The sequence below is a fragment of the Paenibacillus sp. FSL P4-0127 genome, assembly GCF_038007325.1.
Lineage (GTDB): Bacteria > Bacillota > Bacilli > Paenibacillales > Paenibacillaceae > Fontibacillus > Fontibacillus macerans.
The window spans coordinates 839,572-855,917 of sequence record NZ_JBBOWY010000001.1 but is presented as its reverse complement, the minus strand read 5'-3'; the positions used below and the strand labels follow the sequence as shown (position 1 = coordinate 855,917).

Here is a 16,346-nt window from a genome sequence, read left to right as displayed (position 1 = left end):
TATTCCTATCAGACTAGTCAACTTAATGTCGTTTTTCGCCGTCTTGCTTTAGCATACCCGAAATGAGGATTTTTTTCATGTAAATCGTAATATGGCCTTTTCCCAGATCCGCGGAGCCTTCAATTTCGTACCCGCGCCGCTTGTACATGTCGATAAGCCAAGGATGCTTGTCTGCTGTTCCCAGCGAAACGGCCGGAGATTTCAAGGTATCGCGAACGATCGTTTCCTCGCACCAGGAGATCATTTCCCGGCCAATCCCTTTCCGTCCTGCATCCGGTTCGCTGGCAAACCACCACAGGTGCGGCACCCCGAACGGTCCCGGCGACGGTCCCCACGGCATTCTGGCCGAAATCGTGGACACGATTTTTCCGTCCTCCTCCATCACGAAACAGAGGTTTTCCCGGATATTTTTTTCCACCAGGGCGAGGTCGGCCGTGGCGGCGGCAAAGTTAATGCCGAGCTGGCGGATCGGTTCATAAGCGCGCAGTGATAAATCGAGCAAATCAGGCGCGTCGTTCAAGGTTGCCATACGAAAATTAGTCATGTCGTTTTCCGTCCTCCTGCCGTTCAATGCCGATGAACGCCGCCCGGCCACAGGTGCCAGGCTAACGGGTTCTATCGGGGAACGTTAATGTAGATGTTCTGTGCCGCTGTCCCCGTATTTACGCTTGTTCTTCCCGCAGCCACCCGCTCGCCTCGGCGGCGGCCAGCACCCGGTCTACCGTTTGCGGAGCCGAACCCAAATACGTCGATGGGTCCATCAACCGCTCCAGCTCTTCCACGGCGACCGCTTGCCGGATGCGAGTGTCAGCCATCAAAATATCGCGGAAAGGAATCTCCTCCTCGACGCTCTTCATACACAGCTCATAAACGACCTCATGCGCGGTCTGCTTGCCCATCGGCTTCGCCAGCGCAAACATAACGCGCTCGGAAAGCAACAGTCCACCGAGTTTGTTCAAATTGCGCAGCATATGGTCGGGCTTGACGACCAGTCCGGCCAGAACCGCTTTCGTGGACGCCAGCTGGGCCGCTAAATAAATGCAGCTTTCCGGCAGCGCGATCCATTCCCCGCGCCAGGACATTGCGTCCCGCTCGTGCTCGACGATCATCGACTCCTGCACGAGCGCGGCATTGTAACGGATCGGCTTGGTGAGGCTGGCGATCCCTTCCAGCGCCGCCGGGTTCCGTTTATGCGGCATCGTCGAGGAGCCGATTTTGCCGGATGTAAACGGTTCTTCCACCTCGTCTATCTCGGTGCGCATCAAATTGTAAAATTCGTTGCCCATTTTGCCGAGCGTTCCGCTGATCATGCCGAGCAGGCCGGCGTATTCCGCCGAACGGTCCCGGGACGAGTGCCAGCTAATATTCGGCGCTTGCAGGCCAAGCCGCTCCATTGTCAGCCGCTCCACCTCCGGCCCGTGCGGACCGAAGGAGGCGTAAGTGCCAACACCGCCGCCCATCACGCCGGTGAATACCCGGGCTTCCGCTTCGCGAAGCCGGTCCAGATGGCGGACCGTCTCGTCCAGCAGCACGGCGATTTTAAAGCCGAACGTGGTCGGCAGGCCCTGCATGCCGTGGGAACGCCCTGCCATCGGAGTTTCCCGATGCTTGCGCGCCAGCCGCGCCAGCTCGCGGGCGACCGCGCGCAGATCGCGAACGATAATCCGGTGAGCTTCCTTAAGCTGCAGCATCATCCCGGTGTCGACAATGTCCTGCGTGGTCGCGCCATAGTGAATCCATTCCCCGTGCTCCGGGCCGCACAGGTTTTGCAGCGCCTTCAGCGTCGGCATCAGAGAATGCTTAACCTTCAGCACTTCCTGCGCGATTTCCTCTATATTCATAAGCTCTACCTTCGCCTTGTCGGCAATGACGGCCGCCGATTCGGCCGGGATGAGCGCAAGTTCCGCTTCCGCAAGCGCCAGAGCCGCTTCCACGTCCAGGTGCTTCTGCAGCCGGTTCTCGTCCGACCAGACCTGGCGCATTTCCGCGGTTCCAAAATTGTTTTGCAGCATAATCATATCGATAACATGTGACGGCATGATGTGTACCTCCTATGTGTGCAAGTTCAAAAAGCGAGTTCAAAAGTGTGTGCTCAAAATGCGAATTCAAAAAGTCGGCTTTTCAGCACCGAAGCGTATGCTTTCGAAGTGCGTTTTTTCAATGGCTTTTTGAACTACATCTAGTAGAATGATCCGGAAATAATATGGTTTATCTGCGGACAGGGACCATGAACCACTTTGTTCTATATTAGTCTTATGCTCAGTAGGTAGCGTCAAGAGTTTTGTGTAAATATCTTTTAGGGTTTGAAGTAGGGTATCCATTGGGACAATGGATATCATTGGTTTTCAAGCTTCAGGGGGGATCCCCCCTGAAAAATTTCCCTTTCATTTCCAGTTGTCAAAGTGTCCTTGTTATCTGTGCTTCGTGTGCCACGCCTGGCTAACGCGACTGCATCGGTTCAGGCCTGGGGATATTTTTCGTCAAACATTTTTTTGAGCGCTTGCTGGGTTTTTGCATCCGCGAATCCACGCAACACCCGGCTGCTCCAGCGTTCGTTATAGGAGAGAGCCTCCAGATAAATAATTTTCTCCGCTGCATCCATGTTCGTCAAACTGTTCATGGGCCGCAGCCGCTTGCGGATTTCCTTGTTTGTTCGCTCGATGGGGTTCGAGGTGTAAATGGCATAGTGGATCATCGTTGGGAAATCGTAAAAGCGAAGGAGGACCGGTAACTCGTTCTCCCACGACGCGAGCTCCTTCGGATAGATCTTGCCCCACTTGGCTTGCACGAGGTCGAAGTTGGCCATGGCGACATCGCGATCCATGGCGTTGTAAATCGTCTTCATGTCCGTCACGAAATCCGCTTTGTCCTTATCGCGGATTTTCGGTAGCGTGTTGCGCATTTTATGAGTGATGCAACGCTGGACGCCGGCCTGCGGATACGTTTCCCGGAAGGCCTCCTCCAGTCCCGCTAAGCCATCGAATACGCCCAGCAGCACCTCGTGCGCGCCACGTTTGTAGAGGTCTCGCAGGACATCCCGCCACCCGTTGGCGCTTTCTTTGCCGCCAATGCTGAAGCTAAGGATCTCACGGTGTCCGGCCTCATCGACACCCATGGCAATATAGATGACTTCGCTGGCGACGGACTGACGCTTGAGCTTCACGTACATCCCGTCCAGATAGATGACCGCATAACGCTTGGCCAGCGGTCGAGCCTGCCAGGCCGCAACGTCTTCCAGCACCGTGCTCGTGATGTTGCTCACGGTCGTTGGCGAGTACTGGGCGCCAAACATTTTTTCGATGAAGGTGGCGATGTCTCTTGTGCTCATCCCACCCTTGTACATGTGAATGACCGTGTCCTCTAGCCAAGCTTCCCGCCGCTGGTAAGGCGCGAACAATTCCGTCTGAAAGTCGCCTTGGCGATCCCGCGGCACTTGCAGATCCGGAATCACTCCGTGCCGGGTTTCCCAGCTCCTGCTGTAATATCCGTTGCGGCTGTTTGCCACTTCCGGGTGCTCTACTTGTAAGTAATTTTTAATTTCCTCCTTTAAAAGAGTTTCAATTTTTTCTTTTAGAAAACTTTGCATTGTATTTTCGAGTTGTTCTGCGAACGAGTTTTGTTGTATAGTTGTCATTGAGTAGGGTTCCTCCTTGGTGACTTCGACAATCCCAAGCATACCCTACTTTTTTGTCGTTTGATAGACTAACCCGTCCTTACACAACTTATTTTACGCCATCGCTCAGTATCGTCCCCCATAAAAATAGAGGAACTTTAGGGTATTATTTTTCGAATTTGAGCCTATTCATCACCATAGGGGAACTTTAGGGTCTTATTTTTCGATGAACAGGTCGAAAGGCGGCCTTTCGCCACTAAATCGTGAAAATAGCGCCATAAAATTCTTCTATTTCACTCAACATGGGGGATAGCGCTGAAATAGCGCCCTTTTTTTCCTTTATGTTGTCACCCGAGATCTTCAATAGACTCATTTTGCCGTTTTCTCAAGTCTTCATTTACCATTATGCTAACGTTATTTCCAGAATCGTCTACTAGGTATTGGGAATCAATACGTGCATATCGGTTAGCTGCTCCAGCCGCCCGACCTTGCCGGGCAGCTCCTGCCAAGCGGCGGAAAGGCCGCGCGCGGCGTCCGCATACTTGTCCATTCGCTCCTCCGCAGTCAGCGGCCGCCCGGGCGCACCACGCGGGCAATCCACCCGCTCCGTATGCGTCGATCCATCGGCGTACGCGACGCTGACGATCGTAAACCGCCCCTTGGGCATCGCGTTTGGCGCAGGAACAACAGCGGCGTCGTAACGCCGCTCTACCTTGGCGGCCAGCGCCAGCAAATCGGGGCGGATCGGCTCGTCGGCAAACGTGCCGATGCCAAGCTCCCCGTCCGCCAGCGCCGCCGCAATCACGTATTCGACGCTGAAGCGCCCCTCCACGCCCGTTTTCGGTTCGCGGACGATGAGGGCCGCATCTCCCCCGGGCGGAAAAGTGACGGTCACCCGGTCGATGGCCGTGATGTCCGCCGCCCTGCGGGCGGCACGGATCGCCAGCGCGGCATCCGCGGCATGATGAGACGCCGAGCAGCACGGATACCGTTTGAACCATAGACCGGGTTCGGCGATTTGCCACGGCTCGCCCCAGCCTTCCGTCATCTTCTCCGGCTTCGCCGCGCCCCCGCCGAGGGCCGCAAAGAAGCCGAGCGGCCCCTCCAGCGGCTCCTCCGCCCCGGCGATTCCCGCCTCCGCAAGCCGCGCCGCCAGCAAGCCCGAGCGGGCGGCCAGACCCGCGTGCAGCGGCTTAACCTGCGTGCCGAAATGCACTCTTAGCCCGCCGGCTTGCGTGGCCGCAAGTCCAAGCGCTTGGGCCGTCGTGGCGGCGTCAAGCCCTATAAGCCGGGCGCACGCAGCGGCGGCCCCCAGCGCGCCGAGAATGGCGGTGCTGTGCCAGCCGGCCTCGTAGGGCTTGGGACCAAGCGCCAGCCCGAGCCTGCACATCGCCTCAACGCCAACGATATAGGCCGCCAGGAATTCGGAGCCGGCCGCGTCCCGCTCTTCCGCTTCCGCCAGCAGCGCGGACAAAATCACGGCGCTCGGGTGGCCCCGGACGCTTTCGTGGACATCGTCGTAATCGAGCGCATGGCTTAAATAGCCATTAACCAGCGCGGCATCAAGCGCCGCAAGCCGTTCCGGCCTTCCCGGCACGGACGAGCGGCCGTTGCCTGTCCCGCCCGCACCAATCCCAAGCGCCGCGATGATGCCAGCCGCTCCCGCATCGTCCCTAGCGGCCAGCGTCGACGCCAGCCAGTCCAGCACTCCGGCGCGGGCTGCCTCCACGGCCCGCGTATCCTTCAGCGGTTCGGAGCCGGCGATCCGCTCCGCTAGCTGCCGGGTAAGCGTCCTCCCCGTACTCATCCAAGCGCCTTCAGCGCCTGTACGGCCGTTTCCGCGAACAAGGCCGCGCTAATCCCCAGCGCTTCTTCCTTCAAAGTAAACTTCGGATGGTGCCATTGTTCCGTCCCGCCGGTCCCCATCCATATAAAACAACCCGGCACATGCTCCTGGTACAGGGCGAAATCCTCGCCGCCCATCGTCGGCTCCGCTTCCACCACTTGGAGCCCCTGCGCTTCCGCCGCCGCATGCATGATTTCCGCCATGTTAGCCTCATTATTTACCGCAGGCAGCATTCCCATCCAGTTCAATACCGCCTCGGCCCCGTATCCGGCGGCCACGCCTTCGACAACCCGTTTCATCTGGTCGGGAATTCTTATACGCGCTTCCGGCTCAAACGTTCTCACCGTACCTTCAAGTACTCCCGTGTCCGGGATCACGTTCCAGGTCGATCCGGCTTGCAGCTTGCATACGCTGACCACGGCGGAATGCTTCGGAGAGGCATTGCGGCTCACCAAGGTTTGAAGCGCGCCCACAATGGCGCTGCTGACCACCACCGGATCGATCGCCGCTTCCGGCATCCCCGCATGGCCTCCCTTGCCTTTGACTTCGATTTCGAAGCGATCCACCGACGCCATCAACGGGCCGGTCCGAATGCCAACCGTGCCGACGGGCAGGTCAGGCTTGTTGTGCATGCCGAAAATCGCCGTCACGCCCTCCAAAGCTCCCGCTTCGATTACCGCGCGGGCGCCGACCGCCAGTTCTTCCGCCGGCTGGAACAAAATGCGCACCGTGCCATGCAGCTCGCCGGCCCGTTCCTTAAGCAGCGCCGCCGCTCCGATCATCGAAGCCGTATGAAAATCGTGGCCGCAGGCGTGCATTTTCCCGGTAACGGTCGAAGCGAACGGCAGTCCCGTTTCCTCCTTGACCGGCAGCGCGTCGATATCGGCCCGCAGCATAATCGTCGGTCCCGGATGCGCCCCCTTCACCTCGGCCAGCACGCCGGTCGGCAACTTCAAATCGAGCTGATGAATGCCCAGTTCCGTAAGCCAGGAGCGAATCCGCTTCGTCGTCTCGTATTCTTCATTAGAAAGCTCGGGATGCCGGTGCAGCTCCCGACGCATTTCGACAAGCTTCGGCTGAAGCGATGCAGCTTCTTCGTTGAAGAAGTTCGATATCGTAGTCATATGCACATCTCCTTTTGCAATTAATAACAATGGGCCAGCCGGAAGCTTTCGGCCGGAAGAGCAAAAGCCGCCCAAAATGAATAATGGGCCGGGATTGTCCCTCCCGGCCGCCGCGGCTCGCCTTCCGAATAGTATAGCCGGGCGTGACCCCTTCAATCATGAGACGCTAACGTCCTTGCACCTACCACATTGCCGCGCTAAAACACAAAAGAACCAGCCCAAAGAGCGACTCTTTTGTCCACCCCACTACCTGCGATCTGCCTCACTCTTGCCAAACTGGTTTCAAATAGTATATCGGAATAGTCCGTTTTGAGATTAATTAAAAATTATAATCCGCCTAATTACATGCTGTCAACCTGCGTACAGATCAAGTCGCTTTCTTTTCCGTGGAGCGCCGCACTACAAGCTCGGGTTCCACCCATCGGCGCCTGCCGGACGGCGCCGTCTCCAACCCGTTGATCTGCGCCATCAGCATTTCGCCGGCCGCGGCTCCCAGCGCAAAAGTGTCCATGTCCAGGCAGGTAAGCGGCGGAGTGGTGAAGGGGGCGAGCGGCCTGTTGTCAAAAGTGGCGACGCCCATCTCGTCCGGGATGGACACCCCTTGCTCGCGCAGCTCCTCCAAGGCCCCGAAAGCGACCAAATTGCTCATGCAGATGATCGCGTCGGGAACGCTTGGCAGGGCAAGCAGTTCGCGCACCAGCCTGCGCCCGTTGGCTTCGTTGGCATAGCCGGGCAGCACAGTGCCGGACGCCATGAAAGGGCCTGCTTCCGCCGCCTTTTCCTTTTGCCGGGCCGCCGCTTTGATCTCTTCTTCCCGCAGGGCTCCGGCCGCGGCCGCCCGTTCTTGCGGCTTGAATCCGGGTTCGTTCGCCCAGTCTCTTGCGCTCTCCGCCGCGGCAAGCGCGTCGCGGAACCCCGCCACCCTCGCTTCAAACATCGGATCGCCCCGCTCCCCGCCAATAAAGGCGGGATTGCGGTATCCCCGGGCAAACAAATGGCTGGCCAGCATTGCGGCCCCGCGGCGGTTATTGATATCGACCCAGCACAGCGGGGCCACCCCGGGGATTTCGCCGATCGAAATATAAGGAAAGTTCAACTCGTTCAGCTCCCGGGCCAGTTCCAGAGTCAGGATGGAATTATCCATAATCAACCCGTCCACTTTGCGCCCCAGCACAAAACGGCTGACAAACCGCTCCCTTCCGACATGTTCGATATTGCCGATCGTCAGTTCGTAGTCAAGCGGCCCGATGACGCTCTCCACGCCGCCGATAATATCGTAGAAGGAAGCGTTCAAAAAATCGCTTTTGCGCGACAGATCGATAACCAGTCCGACATTATAGCCTTTTTGTTTCGCTAACCGCGTGGCCAAGCTGCTTGGTTCATAATTCATCTCGCGCATGACGGCCCTAACCTTGGCCTTGGTCGCTTCCGAAATGCTCGGCGCGTCGTTCAGCACTTTCGACACCGTTGATTTGGCCACATTCGCAGCCTTGGCAATGTCGTTAATCGTCACTTTCATCGTAATGGACCCTCTTCAAAGTAGACAATCATTTATAACCCCATCAACAATTATATCGTTTTTTTGTTCTTCACAAAAGCTGGAAATTTAAGCGCATACAAAGAAAACACGGGATCTCCGCTTGCCCTCCGGCAGCAGAAATCCCGCACCTGTATTTCACAATCCTCCCCGGGACGTTTGCACGTCAACTTGAACTGCCGGCCGCCGCAGTTTTTTGCCGGATGCCTCTCGTTCGGGCCGGCCGCTTAGCCGCTTAATTTTGCCAGTCCACCGTCACCGTCCCTACACCGCTGGCCGGCGTCGTGTACGTATGGTTGCCCCCGCCTTCCCAAGTCACCGTACCGCCGCCCTTTTTAATAAATTTAAATTCCAGCTTTGTCCCCGCCGGCACGCTGACATCGTAATACCAGGACGGGTACTTGGCGATCACCTGATTGTACATCGGCCCGATCGCTTTGTTCGGGTCCCAGGAGCCGAGCTCGGCGACGTTGCCGACAAGATAAACATTTGTTCCGTAATTGGTACTGGCTTGATTGACCAGGAAACGCACCGTGACCTGATCCCCCGTCAGTACATTGAAGCTTTTGAATGTATTGCTGGCGGTGCCGGACGACGTTTTGACCGATACGCCCGTTTTGCCCGCCGCAGCCTTCGGTATGACCGCCTTAATCTGCGTGTCCTCCCAGCTTACGATGCCGGAGCCGGTCACCACCGTCGTCCCGAAATAAACCGTGCCCGCCGTGCCGCCAAAGCCGCGGCCGTCAATCGTCACTATATTCCCCGGCTGGCCCATGGTGGGACCCACATTGCCGATCGCCGGCGACGTTTCCGGCGCTGTGTACTGCCATACCGCCGTGCCGCCGGCCGCCAGCGTAAAGTTGGTGACGGCGCCGCCGCTGCCTACGGTAATGGAGTTGCCGTTTAAGAGTCCGTTCAGTTCATCCGAATAAGTGCCCGCCGGCAGCGAACTCAACAGACCCGAAATCGGATAAGAGGCGGATGCGCTCCGATTGATCGCAACCAAAGCGGTGCTGCTGCCGAATTTGCGTTCAAAAATCAACACATCGTTGTTGACCCAGCGCTCTGTAGTCGTCCCGTAAGCGATGGCCGGATTCGATTTGCGCAGCGGCGCCAATGCCTGGATCACTTTATAAGCCGTCGTCCCGGTATTAAACGAGGTCATCATCGCCCGGTTGTTGGGGTCGCCATCGCCGGTCATGTACTGCTCCGTACCGTAGTAGATGGCTGGCACGCCGCGGGAAGTCAGCGTCAGCGTAAGCGCTTGCTCAGTCGCCCGCGTACCGGAACCGGCAACCTGGAACCGGTCCATATCATGGTTGTCGATGAAGGTCACCATATTGTTGATGTAGTCGTATTGCGACTCCGTGCTGGCCAGCACCTCATAGAGATCCTTCATCGTTTCCGTTTTGTCCCGGAACACTTCCCGCACTTCCTGGGCGTATTCAAAGTCCAGCAGGTTCATCCCGCTTTCGTTGGCGAATTTAATGTTGTCTCCGTCGGTTTGATCCACGCCAAGATACCATTCCCCGAACGTAAATACCGGATGATCGCCGCCGTAAATCGAGGAAACGAGGCTTTTTTGCCAGCCGAAGGGCATATGCTTCACCGCGTCAAAACGAATCCCGTCCACACCCATGCCGAGCCAAAGGTCGATAGCGCTCTTAAAATAAGCGTCCATCTTGCCGTTGTTATGGTTGATGTCCGCCAGGTCGTAGAGGTTCTTGTAAATGCCGTCTTCAATCGTGGAAAAATCGGTGCCCCCGTTATGATGGAAAAGGCCGGCCGTATCATTGCTGTAGGTGCCGAGCAGCGAACCGTTATCATACAGCGCGCCGTTCTCGGCGAAGCCGGGGTTGTCCCTGTCGGCCGGAGACGTGTGGTTGGGGGCGAAGTCGATCACGACCTTGATGTTATGAGCGTGAGCTGTATCAATCAGATTTTGAAAATCGGCAAAATCCCCGAAAGCATCGTTGGTTTGCTTAAAATCCCTCGCCCAGTAGCCGTGATAAGACGTATTGTTAACGCCGGAATACTTGATGACGGAGGTGATATTTTCCACAGGCTGGGATATCCAGAGGGCGGTGACGCCCATGCCGGTCAAATAACCGTCGTTAATCTTGTCGATAATCCCCTGCCAGTCTCCCCCGAAATAGAGCTTCAAATTGGATCGGTCGCCGCTGAACGCATCCCCCGCCGGATTGTTCGTCCTGTCCCCGTCCGCGAAGCGGTCGGTCACAATCTGATAAATGACGTCCGTACTGAAATTGACCTTGTTGTCCACGCTCGTATCGGGCGACGCCCATGCGGGCAGCGAAATCCCCAACGCCATGCTTAGCGAAAGCGCCAGGGAGGTCAAACGTTTGTACCGCGATTTCATTGTCCTACCTCTCCTCTCAAATGTTCTGCCGATCTTTGGGAGTCGAGCCTGCCTGAACCTGCCTAAGGCGGGTGCGCAACCGCCGGAGTCAGAATGGCAGACGCAACAATAAAACGCTTACACAACTCAAGGAAACCGGTTTCTTTCCTAAAAATACCATCCCCGATCAGGACAAGTCAATACTAAATTTGGAATTTTTCAACAGGTAAGAAAAAGAAACACCGTCATAGAGGCTCAATAAGCGTTATCACTACCAACCGTTAGCGCAGAAGCCAAAAAGGCCCCCCTGTCATATACAATGACGTACGGGAGGCGTGTTCTTCTATTTTTCCGGATAAAATAACACCTTGTCCTTGCTAATACTCTCCAATAAATACTCATTGTCGACGAAAGGCAATTCGACGATATCTATTTTGAGAAAACCTGCCGCATCATCAAGAGCGCTTTTAACATGGGGAGGAAGCTCTTGTTCTACCGCCAAATCGATGTCCGAACTTGCTGTACTGTTGCCTCTGGCCCTGGAACCGAATATATAAACGTTCGATAATCCGCTAGACTTACAAACTTCCAACAACCTGCGATGAATCCGATCAGGGATATCAAAGGGCATTTTCCACATACGCCTTCAGAACTTGCCGCAATTTTTTAAATTCCTCCAGATATATTTTGGTGATGCGTTCATACACGGAATCGGCTTTTGCTGCAAAATATTGATGCGTAGTGGTATTACAATCATATACTATATCTTCCCATAGAACGGCATCTTCGATCCAGCCTCTAGACAGAGCTTCACGAAAAATATCTTTAGGGTAAGGCGGAATATTGGCCAATCGTTCTTGAAAAATTGAATGAAGAAGCCCCTTTGCCATTTCATATGTATATTCGAACCTTTTTATAACCGAATCCCGAATATACACATTGTAAGGTTGCGCACAGGCGTCTTCCAGCGTTTCAACTGCGTTATAAAACAAACGAAACTTAAACAATACCCGTTCACGAGCCTTGTCCTTGCCTGAACTGAATACATTCATCCTATCCACGACACAATCCCCTCTCAATATAAATTAAATGGATCGCCATGACGTATAGGTAATGTAGATAATAACCATCATGCCCGGTTTCACTGCCAACAATCACCGCTCCTTCAGCACATCCCAGGGCGTCGGGCGGTCGTAATACGTGTCGCACAGCTTGAACTCGCTGTCCTTGTAGAAGCAGCCACGGTCCTCCATGGCGCTGCGCACGGACATTTTGGCCAGGTCGAGCATGTTGTGCTCGCGGCTCAAATGCGCCAAGTACACCCGCTTCAGACGGCCGTTCAGAATTTCGCTCATCAGCTCGCCGGTCGCTTCGTTGGACAAATGCCCCAGATCGCCAAGGATGCGCCGCTTAATGTTCCACGGGTAACGTCCCATGCGCAGCATCTCGATATCGTGGTTCGCTTCGAGCACCAGCACGTCGGCGTCGCAGATCGCTTCCTTCACCTTGTCGCTGGCATACCCGAGATCGGTGCACACGCTCAGCTTCTCTTTGCCGTCGTAAAAGTTGTAGCCCACCGGTTCGGCGGCGTCATGCGAAATCGCAAACGACTCCACCCGCAGCGAGCCGAAGTCGCGTGTTTCCCCCGTGCCCAGCACACAGCGCTGCTCGTCCGGGATCGCCCCGATCGCTTTGTCCATGGCGGCCCACGTTTTTTCGTTGGCGTATACCGGGAGATTGTACTTCCGGGCTACCGCGCCCAAGCCTTTGATATGGTCGGAATGCTCATGCGTAACCAAAATGCCGGACAGCTCTTGCCCGGTCACTCCCCGCTCCATCATCAGCTCGTCGATCCGCTTCGCGCTGAAGCCCGCGTCGATCATCAGCGTGACTTCCCCATTCGCGACCAGCGTTGCATTGCCTGTCGAACCGCTCGACAGCACCGAAAAACGTATCCCCATGATCTCCCATTACTCCTTTGTCTTCTCTGTGTTCGGACTGATAACGTCCCCGCTGATGCCCTGTACGTAGTACTCTTTGCCGCTCTCCAGCATAAACCGCCAGGCCGGCGCGGCCGGCAGGTGCGCGTCGGAATCGAACACTTCGCCATAGTAACCCAATTCGATTTCCGTCACAACCGATCCTTCCGGCAGGAAGTTCTCGATCAGATTGCCCAGCGCCTTCGACGCCGACAGCACCCGCTGCGGCTTCTCTTCCCCGGGGTGGCTGATTTCGATCGCCTGGCGCTGGTACGATACAATCTTCTGATTGCTGCCCAACAGCTTCATCTCGATTTTAAACAGCGGCCACTTGCCGTCGACGAGCGGATGCAGAACAAATACGTCCGCGCTGCTCGCCACCTCGTCGTACCGGTATTGATCGATATCCGGCAGCGTGTTCTTTAACGCCAAGGCCAGCTCGCGCGGCGAAAAAATCAGCTTGCTGTCCACCGGCGCCGGCAAATCCACGGTTTTTCCCTGCTGCTCGTCATCCACGAAGCGGTAAGCGATTTTAGCCAGCTCCGGCGTCTCCGTCGGAATTTTGGCCAGCACGCGGATCTGCTTCTCATCCATGATCCTTTGCGTGTTGTTATCCAGGGAGGTGATATCCAGATTGGAGTCCCTTTGCTCCCGCACACCGTTCCACAGCTGATAGCCAAGCACCAGGTTCAGCAGCAAAAACGCGTAAATCAGCACATTTTTCGCCCGGCCCCAATCCATGATTCATCCCCCCTTCGCTAAAGTCGTAAATCTATATTTGCGTCCCCGCCTCTATCTCAGCATCCGGATCGCCCCGTTGCTCAGCTCGGCCACCCAGGTCGGCGCAAGCAGCAGCCCGTCCTCGGACAAGGACGGCAGATAGGCCGGGTACAGGCGGGCGATGTCCGCCCCCGTCTGCAGCTTGGCGATCTGCTCCCGCAGCGTTTTGCCGCCGGGCAGCGCGACGACCTTCTTCTCCCAGTTGCCGCCCGCGCTGTAGATCAGCGACCGTTCGTAGGCGGTGATCGTCCCCTGGCGCATGACCAGGGAAATCGCTCCATAATGGAACGAAGGCAGGTCGAGGATCGGAAATGCGCCGTACTGTCCGATTCCGTAATACTGCTGAAAAACAACCCGAGGCTCGTCTTCATTCAGCCCGTCGGCCTGCTCCAGCCGGTATTTGCCGTTCCAGCCGCCGTGCTGGTTGACGAAGTCCACCGCCGACAGCACGTTTTTGCTCGGGCTGTTTTCGCCTCCCGAAGGGGCCGCCGGATCGGTGTAGTTGATCCAGTTCCGGTCCTGTTTGACCTGCAGGCTGCGCTTGCTGTCCGTATAAATTTCAGAACCGTCCTTTTCGCGGATGTACCGGGTAATGCTCGGGTCGAAAAAGAGGCTGCGCTGCATCTGTTCCGTCGAATACACCCCGATGTTCAGGCCCGTTTCCACCAGTTCGACCGGCTCCTCGGGAAGGTAGTAGCCGTCCGCCGTCAGCGAGTACGGCACCCAATTTTTGCCGAAATCGGCCTGCTGCTGCACGTCCTGCACCGTCAGGTCGGCTTTGGTCGCCTCATAAACGACATCCCCCTGCGAGCTGAAGAAAAACACCCGCACCTGGTCCTCGGTTCCCGTGTTGTAAATGAGCAGCCGGCTGACCGTTTCCGCGTCGAACAGCGGATCGGGAGCGATCTGCATCACCTTCTGCAGCAGTTCGACCGGGATGCCGTCCCCAAACTCCAGCTCGATGCCGACATGTTCGCCGCGGATCGCCGGCCAATCGAAGTTTTGCACCGCGTGGCGCTGAAAACCGTCAAATTGCCGGACCTTCAGCCGCGAATAAATCAAGTTGTAAAACGTCGAATCGGGATAAAAAACGGTATGCCGCTCTTTGCCCAAATGCACCGCAATCTGCGCCGGATACAGCATATCCTCGCTTTTCAGGGCGGTTCCCATGTTTTCCGTGCGGATATAGTCGCTTCCCGACTTGACGACCGGATTGCTCCCCGGCAGCTGGTAAATCAGAAAATAGCTTTGGATCAGGCTGCACGCCACCAGCAAGGCCAAGGTCAGCGATTTGACCTTCTCTTTCATCTCGCTTCGCCTCCTTGGGGTTCCATCGGCAGCGTAAAGGTCACTTTCGTGCCTTTGCCGAATTCCGACTGCAGGGAGATCGTCCCCCCGTGCGCCTTCACAATTTCCCGGGCAATCGACAGGCCGAGGCCCGTACCGCCCATATTCCGCGAACGCGCCTTATCCACGCGGTAAAACCGCTCGAAAATCCGGTCCAGGTCCTTTTTCGGGATGCCGATCCCGTTATCCTGCACCGAGACAGCGAGCTGCCCGTCTTCGCTCTTGCGGGCCTCCAGCGCGATCGTTCCGCCTTCCGGCGTATATTTCATCGCGTTCGAAATAAGGTTGTCCAGCACCTGGTCGATTTGGTCCCGGTCCAGCCAAGCCGTGTCCACATCGCTGGCGATAAACAGCGTCGGCTTGATCTCTTTCTCCTGCATTTGAAAAGAAAACCGGTCGGCCACCTCCTCCAGCATCTCCATCACGCTGGTCGGCTGCTTGCGCAGCTGCGCTTCCTTGGAATCGAGCCGCGACAAGTGCAGCAGGTCGGTGACGAGGCGGATCATCCGCTCCGTCTGGTTCTGGATGACGGCGGTAAACCGCGGCCCCAGCTCCGGGTCCTGCAGGGCCCCGTCCTCCAAGGCCTCCGTGTAGCTTTTGATCGTCGTCAGCGGCGTGCGCAGCTCGTGCGACACGTTGGCCACGAATTCCCGCCGGGAAGCCTCCAGCTTCTCCTGCTCCGTGACGTCCTGCAGCACGGCGATCGTGCCGATGATCCCGAACTCCCGCCGGTGAATCGGCGTAAACGTCACCCGGATCAGGTACACGTTGCCGTCCGGTCCGCCGTTCTCCAGAATCGTCGAATGCATCGCCCCCTGCTCCAGCACGCCCTGCTCCTCCGGCGGCAAATGGAGCAGCGACATGATGTCCGTCCCAAGGGCCAGGCCGTCTTCGACCTGTAGCATCTCGCCGGCCCGCCGGTTCATCAGAATGACCCGGCCGGTCTCGTCGGTCGCAATCACCCCGTCGCTCATGTTGGTCAGAATCGAAGCGAGCTTCTCCTTCTCCTCTTCGTTTTGCGCCAGCGCGTCGCGCAGCCGGCTCGTCATATAGTTAAACGCCTTGCTGAGCTGGCCGATTTCATCGTTGCCGAGCACGGCCATTTTCTGGTGGAACTCCCCTTCCGCCACCGCCGTGGCCCGCCGCGTCAGCTCCTTGATCGGCGACGTGATCGTATGCGCCAGGATGACGCAAAGTACCACCGTCAGGCCCAGCGCCAGCAAAATCCCGGAAATAAAGATGTTATTAATCCGCTCCATCGTGCTGTACAGCTCGGTCATGGAAGCCGCGATATAGATCGCGCCGACGATTTTCCCGCCGCTGACGACGGGTTTGGCGACCACTTTCTTGCGGACGTTGTCGTCGTCGATGATGTATTCCTCGTTGTCCCGGATACCTTGCAGCGCCCGGCTGACCACGGTTTGCGTGTTTTTCGTGCCGACGTAATCGGCGTGCGATGGTTTGGACGTCGTGAGCACCTTGCCGCTGGCGTCAAGCACTTGAATCTCCGCCCCGTTAATGCTGAACAGATTGTTGACGAGCACGCGGAGATTTTCCAGCGATTCCTCCGCCGACTCCCCGGACACGCCCAGGTTTTGCGCCGCCAGCACGGAGATCAGCTCCGCCCGCTCATTCAGATCTTTGCTGAAATTGCTGGTCAGCGAGGTTTTCATCGCGCTCACGAAATAGACCCCGATCAGTTGCATCGCGATCAGGATCAGCAGTACGTAAATAATGATGAGCTTGGCCTGGATCGTGCGA

13 protein-coding genes are annotated in these 16,346 nt (G+C 56.8%); all 13 read right to left on the bottom strand.

The annotated features are described in order from the left end of the window. Positions 1-22 precede the first annotated feature (22 nt). Positions 23-544 carry a GNAT family N-acetyltransferase gene (locus tag NYE74_RS03725; RefSeq protein WP_036618300.1) on the bottom strand — a complete coding sequence of 174 codons (522 nt, stop codon included), beginning with the start codon at positions 542-544 and terminating at the stop codon, positions 23-25. Between the two features lie 118 nt (positions 545-662). After that, the gene (purB, locus tag NYE74_RS03720) at positions 663-2,039 is read right to left on the bottom strand and encodes an adenylosuccinate lyase (protein ID WP_036618299.1); all 1,377 of its coding nucleotides are present in this window, start codon (positions 2,037-2,039) and stop codon (positions 663-665) included. Between the two features lie 419 nt (positions 2,040-2,458). After that, complete coding sequence (locus NYE74_RS03715) at positions 2,459-3,634, bottom strand: IS256 family transposase (protein ID WP_316561863.1); 1,176 nt, start codon at positions 3,632-3,634, stop codon at positions 2,459-2,461. A gap of 412 nt (positions 3,635-4,046) precedes the next feature. Next, entirely contained in the window at positions 4,047-5,420 is a 1,374-nt protein-coding gene (locus NYE74_RS03710; RefSeq protein ID WP_316560413.1) for an MmgE/PrpD family protein, read from the bottom strand. Next, a complete protein-coding gene (locus NYE74_RS03705; RefSeq protein WP_036618295.1) occupies positions 5,417-6,583 on the bottom strand; it encodes an amidohydrolase in 1,167 nt (388 codons plus the stop codon). The genes NYE74_RS03710 and NYE74_RS03705 overlap by 4 nt, the downstream gene beginning before the upstream one ends. A 367-nt stretch (positions 6,584-6,950) precedes the next feature. After that, positions 6,951-8,102: a LacI family DNA-binding transcriptional regulator gene (locus NYE74_RS03700; RefSeq protein WP_341004587.1), complete on the bottom strand. Its 1,152-nt coding sequence runs from the start codon at positions 8,100-8,102 to the stop codon at positions 6,951-6,953. Between the two features lie 253 nt (positions 8,103-8,355). Then, complete coding sequence (locus NYE74_RS03695) at positions 8,356-10,500, bottom strand: alpha-amylase family glycosyl hydrolase (RefSeq protein ID WP_341004586.1); 2,145 nt, start codon at positions 10,498-10,500, stop codon at positions 8,356-8,358. Between the two features lie 322 nt (positions 10,501-10,822). Next, positions 10,823-11,110: a nucleotidyltransferase family protein gene (locus tag NYE74_RS03690; RefSeq protein WP_328273487.1), complete on the bottom strand. Its 288-nt coding sequence runs from the start codon at positions 11,108-11,110 to the stop codon at positions 10,823-10,825. Beyond that, a complete protein-coding gene (locus tag NYE74_RS03685; protein WP_328273494.1) occupies positions 11,100-11,531 on the bottom strand; it encodes an HI0074 family nucleotidyltransferase substrate-binding subunit in 432 nt (143 codons plus the stop codon). Before NYE74_RS03685 ends, NYE74_RS03690 begins: the two co-directional genes overlap by 11 nt. Positions 11,532-11,633: 102 nt before the next feature. Then, positions 11,634-12,440 carry an MBL fold metallo-hydrolase gene (locus tag NYE74_RS03680; protein ID WP_328273488.1) on the bottom strand — a complete coding sequence of 269 codons (807 nt, stop codon included), beginning with the start codon at positions 12,438-12,440 and terminating at the stop codon, positions 11,634-11,636. A gap of 9 nt (positions 12,441-12,449) precedes the next feature. Next, positions 12,450-13,199 (bottom strand): two-component system regulatory protein YycI, encoded by a 750-nt coding sequence (gene yycI, locus NYE74_RS03675; RefSeq protein ID WP_328273489.1) that lies wholly within the window; start codon positions 13,197-13,199, stop codon positions 12,450-12,452. A 51-nt stretch (positions 13,200-13,250) separates the two neighbouring features. Continuing rightward, positions 13,251-14,546, bottom strand: coding sequence for a YycH family regulatory protein (locus tag NYE74_RS03670; RefSeq protein ID WP_328273490.1), 1,296 nt, complete (start codon positions 14,544-14,546; stop codon positions 13,251-13,253). Further along, positions 14,543-16,291 (bottom strand): cell wall metabolism sensor histidine kinase WalK, encoded by a 1,749-nt coding sequence (gene walK / locus NYE74_RS03665; RefSeq protein WP_445323416.1) that lies wholly within the window; start codon positions 16,289-16,291, stop codon positions 14,543-14,545. Before walK ends, NYE74_RS03670 begins: the two co-directional genes overlap by 4 nt. Between the last annotated feature and the right edge of the window lie 55 nt (positions 16,292-16,346).